Genomic DNA, 1600 nt, shown 5'->3' with positions numbered 1-1600 from the left:
CCGATGCCTCAAACGCTACGTCGCACGAGAGATCTACCGACTCCTCATCCCCACCACGAAGCCCAGCGGACCGGCGACCCCCGCCCCAACCGGACTTGACATCCATAGGGGCATCAATACCCTTGCGGATCCTGGGCGTCGGAGGCCGCCGCAGCCGCCTGGAATGTATACGATGTGTACGTTTTGCGTACGCCCACCAGGGCCGTCAAGTTCGTGTGCGGTTCGGTTACAGGTAAGCGGTGAACGCCATAGACGGCCTGAGTCAGAGTACTCCGCGCCGCTCGCAAGACGCCGCGTGGTATCGCTGGTACCGTGGATACCATGTCGGATGCCAAAACAGCGTTGAACCTGCGCTTTCCCGATCCTGCGCAGAGGGCCGCGATCGCGGCAGCGGCCAGGCAGGCGGGGGTCAGCATGCAGGAGTACATCCTCTCTGCCGCCTACGACCGTGCGACCGCCGTGGAGCGGCGGTTCCTGGACGGTTTCCAAGCGTCCATGGCCCGCAGCGGCGCGGCTTTCGCGGCCGAGCCGAACAGTCTGGACCCTAGTGCCGAGCAGCGGGTGGCCGAGCAGGAAGCGCAGCGGGAACTCGTGCAGCACCAACAGCGAGGCCACGCCGCGTGACCCAGCCGGAACCGCCGCTCCATCCGCTCGACGTCACGTTCCTGCTGCACGCCGCCGAGTTGCTCGACGGTGATCCGCAGGTCGACGACCTCGGACCGCTGTACGCCGCTGTCGCCCGGGTCAATGCCCGGGCGATGGAGCGCGACATCTACGGATCTCTATATCTCAAGGCCGGCGCCCTGCTCCAGACCTTGGCGAAACTGCCGTGCCTAGAGCACTCCAACGAGGCTTTCACCTGGCATGCGACCGAGGCTTATCTGATCCTGAACGGGCGCGAACTCGACTACCCGCCCAAGGCGGCCGTCGCGTTTGTGCGGGACGCCGCCTCCGGAGCGCTCGGCATCGCCCGGATCGCCCGCCAACTGCGCGACTGGACCGTCGCCTGATCCCGACATGCGGTACCGGGAATGCGCCATGCCCTGCTGACGCCCGCGGTGTGGGACGACGCACTGAAGCAAACCGGCTATTCGCTTCAGCTGAGGGTGGAGACCTGCCGCCGCCCTGGCCCGATACACCGAGCTCCTCACGCTGAGCTGACCTTTGCCGCTACTGACTTCGGCTAGTCAGGGTGAACTTGCCGGAGTGCCTGATGGGCCCGGTGGAGTCGCTGTGTCCGTGGTGTGTGAGATACGCGGATGGGGGCGGTCTGACCGGCGCGGGTCGGCAGCGCCGGGAGACGGTACGTATGCAGGCGGCCGAGTTGTTCGGGCAGGGAATCAAGCCGTTGGAGGTGGCACGGGGGGATTGTCAGCAGTGGTTGCGGCAGCTGGGCCTAGAGCCGGCTGAGATCATTGACTTCTCTGTCAAGCACGTCGAAGTGTGCGATTCCGCGTATCAATATCCGTTGTGGATGGCGGGCCTTGACCCAAGGCCGGGTAGTTAGGGCTTGCCGGGAAACAAGCCGTCGCTTCCGGCTCCGAGGCTCGTTGTCATGGTATGGGGAGTCCGGAGGGGATCGAGGCGGCCCTGGCCGCGA

The 1600-nt window shown here is 65.7% G+C and carries 2 protein-coding genes; both read left to right on the top strand.

The window, feature by feature from the left end:
- Positions 1 to 321: 321 nt before the first annotated feature.
- Positions 322 to 624, top strand: coding sequence for a DUF1778 domain-containing protein (locus ABZT03_RS44375; protein WP_356050019.1), 303 nt, complete (start codon positions 322 to 324; stop codon positions 622 to 624).
- Positions 621 to 1010: a fic family toxin-antitoxin system, toxin component gene (locus tag ABZT03_RS44370; RefSeq protein ID WP_356050018.1), complete on the top strand. Its 390-nt coding sequence runs from the start codon at positions 621 to 623 to the stop codon at positions 1008 to 1010. The genes ABZT03_RS44375 and ABZT03_RS44370 overlap by 4 nt, the downstream gene beginning before the upstream one ends.
- The last annotated feature ends 590 nt before the right edge of the window (positions 1011 to 1600 follow it).

It is taken from the genome of Streptomyces sp. NPDC005574, assembly GCF_040605435.1.
Taxonomy (GTDB): domain Bacteria; phylum Actinomycetota; class Actinomycetes; order Streptomycetales; family Streptomycetaceae; genus Streptomyces.
The sequence above is the reverse complement of the archived record's forward strand: the minus strand, read 5'-3'. Positions and strand labels throughout refer to the sequence as shown.